The sequence below is a fragment of the uncultured Gimesia sp. genome (assembly GCF_937919775.1).
Taxonomy (GTDB): Bacteria; Planctomycetota; Planctomycetia; order Planctomycetales; family Planctomycetaceae; genus Gimesia.
In genome coordinates, this window is sequence record NZ_CALFPF010000537.1 from 1 (window position 1) to 2,834 (window position 2,834).

Here is a 2,834-nt window from a genome sequence, read left to right on the forward strand (position 1 = left end):
TGTTTTTTGCGTTTTAACGTTTCAGACCCCGCTTGAAGCCGGGGAGCCGGTCAAGCTGATATTTGATACGGATATTGGAAACGATATCGATGACGCCTTGGCTCTGGCGGTCATTCATGCGTTGCAATCGAGGGGAGAATGTGAATTGCTGGCGGTGACCAGCAGCAAAGACAATTCTTTTTCAGCAATCTGTTGTGACGTCATTAATACCTTTTACGGCCGTCCTGGCATTCCTCTGGGACGCGTTCATCACGGGGCGACACCTGAAGAGGGGGCCTATGTGCGTAAGGTTGTCGAGTATTCCGAGAATGACAAACCAGTCTTCCCGCGTCGCTATCAGAGTGCAGAGGAGATTCCCGAAGCGGTGACCGTTTTGAGGAAAATTCTGGCTGCACAGGCAGATGAGTCCGTTGTGCTGGTGGTCGTGGGGTTTTCTACGAATATTGCGAGACTGCTTCAGTCTCCGGCAGATGAAGCCAGTTCGCTGACGGGCAAAGAACTGGTCGCTAAAAAAGTCAAGCTACTGTCACAGATGATAGGCCGTTTTGATAAAGATAAACCAGCATCATTTCACGAGTATAATGTCAAAATTGATATACCGGCGGCACGCACGTTATACAAGTTGTGGCCTGCCAACGTACCGGTCGTCGTGAGTGGCTGGGAGGTCGGCCGCGCGATTCAGAATCGCGCGACCAGCATCATCCACGATTACAACTATGTCAAATATCATCCGGTTAAGATCGGTTACGAGTATTGGCACAAAATGCCCTATGACCGTCCGACTTACGATTTAACGAGCGTCCTTTATGCCGTCAGACCCCAACGAGGCTATTTTGGATTGTCGGAATCGGGTAAACTGGCCATCAACGAGCAGGGCAAATTGGAGTTTTCTGCGGACCCCGCAGGTAAGCACCGCTATTTAACCGTGACTCCCGAACAGATCGTCAGGACACAGGAAGTGCTGGAAGCTCTCTCAAGTCAGCCACCTGCACCGTAATTAATACCGTTTTCAGATTTCTAATCTCCATTCAAAAAGCCGCATCTGATGACTCAAAAAACAGAAGACATTTCAGCGAATCATTTCGGTCAACGCTTAAAAACGGCTTTGAAAAATCTTGGCATTGGAACCGTATTTTTAATCGCAGGCCTGTTTTTACTGTGGCATAACGAAACCAAAATCATGGAACGCGAATTGAGCGTCGCCCGGGCGGAGACGGTTCTCTCTGAAAATCAGGAAAAAACGTCTGGCAATGAACAGGTGGATTCGAGTGAAAGTCAGAGTCTGAATACAACCACCGTGTTCAACTGGGGCTTTCGGATTGCAGGCTGGGTCATCCTTTTTCTCGGGTTGGCGACCCTGTTTCGGCCTCTGGTGGTCCTGGTAGAAAAAATCCCCTTGCTCGGAAATTTCGTAGGACGAGGCATCACTGTCTTTGCTTTTCTAAGCTCGTTAAGCCTCTCCTTGATCCTGCTCTCCGCTGTCTGGATGGTGGCGCGGCCAGTTTTTGGAGCCATCCTGCTCCTGTCCGGTGTTGTTCCTCTCCTGGTGCTCTATCGCTCTGGGAAACGCGCCCGGTTGAAACAGGCACTCAGGCAAAGTTGAGCGACTCATCTGACGCTCGCAAAGATTTGTAAAAAGTGCAATCGAGACCAAAGTGCTTTTCCCCGGCGTCTCATTTTTCCCAGTGTGTTGTGGGTGAGGGGTTTGGTTCCGAACTTTCTGCCCAAGAACGCAGGATTCCTACAAGTCGAATAACCCTTATAACCGATATCTTTGATATATCTAATACTCTTCACGCAGAAAATCCTGCGCTGCAGGGGCGTTATTTGCTGGATCTGTCTTACCTTGAAGGCAGTTTTGTAGAGCCTCCGGCTTGTAGACTTCTTGAAAATGAGATTGAAGTACAACATGGTAAATCCGGCCTACCGACTAATGCTTGGAATGGTTGTTCTCCTGACGGGAGTGGGGTCGCGGTCTGCGCAGGCGCAGTATGCTGCTGGTGTGCCTGCTCCATCGAATCAGTTCTATTCACAAGCTGCCTATCAACCCGGGTATTCTACGCAAGAGAACTATGAAACAGCGCCGGAATACTATCAAACGCCAGATCAATCTGTTTATGACTATAATAGAAGTCCTTATGGTGAAAGCTATGATCAGGCAGATATGATCACGCGAGCGTTGCCCGTGGATCGAGGCTGGGCCTATGATCATCCGATGGACGGCCTGTTTAACAACCTGGCTCACAATAGTTGGATGCGGATTGAATATCTGTTATGGAAAGCGCCTCCCGGAAATCAGCTGATCGGTGCAGAGCTACCATCCGGCAATGATCCGCGCCTGCCCTATGCGATTGAAGATCCCGATGGAACCTTTAATCTCGAGGCAAGAGAAGCTGACCTCAGTACCATAGGTAGTGATGGTTCAAATGGTATCCGCGGTACATTTGGAATTGATTTTAATAGTGGAACGATCGAGGCCATTTTTTTTGGGATGAAGTCAGATCGCAGTTCCGTTTCCTATGGAAAATCAGATTTGATGCGTACTAACTTTTCAGCGGCTGATTTAATAAACACTAATTATGACCTGGCAAACAGTATTGCAATTCAAACTCTACTGGACGGTCAAGTATCACTCAATGGTCGAAGGTTTAATCAAAAGTTTTCTGTAGACTATCAGACACAGGCTTGGGGAGTTGAGAGTAATTATGTGATCAATACGGAACGACTCATGTTTCGAACTTATTATGGGGCAGGTGGACTTCAGATACGTCCTCTGGTTGGGTTTCGGTATTTAAAAATTGGCGAGGAGATGTTAATTAAAGGGTCTTTTGAGG

At 48.2% G+C, this 2,834-nt stretch carries 3 protein-coding genes; all 3 read left to right on the forward strand.

Translation table 11 applies throughout. The features are described from left to right. On the forward strand, positions 1 to 997 hold a 997-nt coding region (locus Q0294_RS15390), incomplete at its 5' end, for a nucleoside hydrolase (protein WP_299467210.1). A gap of 48 nt (positions 998 to 1,045) precedes the next feature. Beyond that, complete coding sequence (locus tag Q0294_RS15395) at positions 1,046 to 1,603, forward strand: TMEM43 family protein (protein WP_299467212.1); 558 nt, start codon at positions 1,046 to 1,048, stop codon at positions 1,601 to 1,603. Between the two features lie 306 nt (positions 1,604 to 1,909). Further along, positions 1,910 to 2,834 (forward strand): BBP7 family outer membrane beta-barrel protein (locus Q0294_RS15400; RefSeq protein WP_299467215.1); only part of this gene is annotated, 925 nt, incomplete at its 3' end.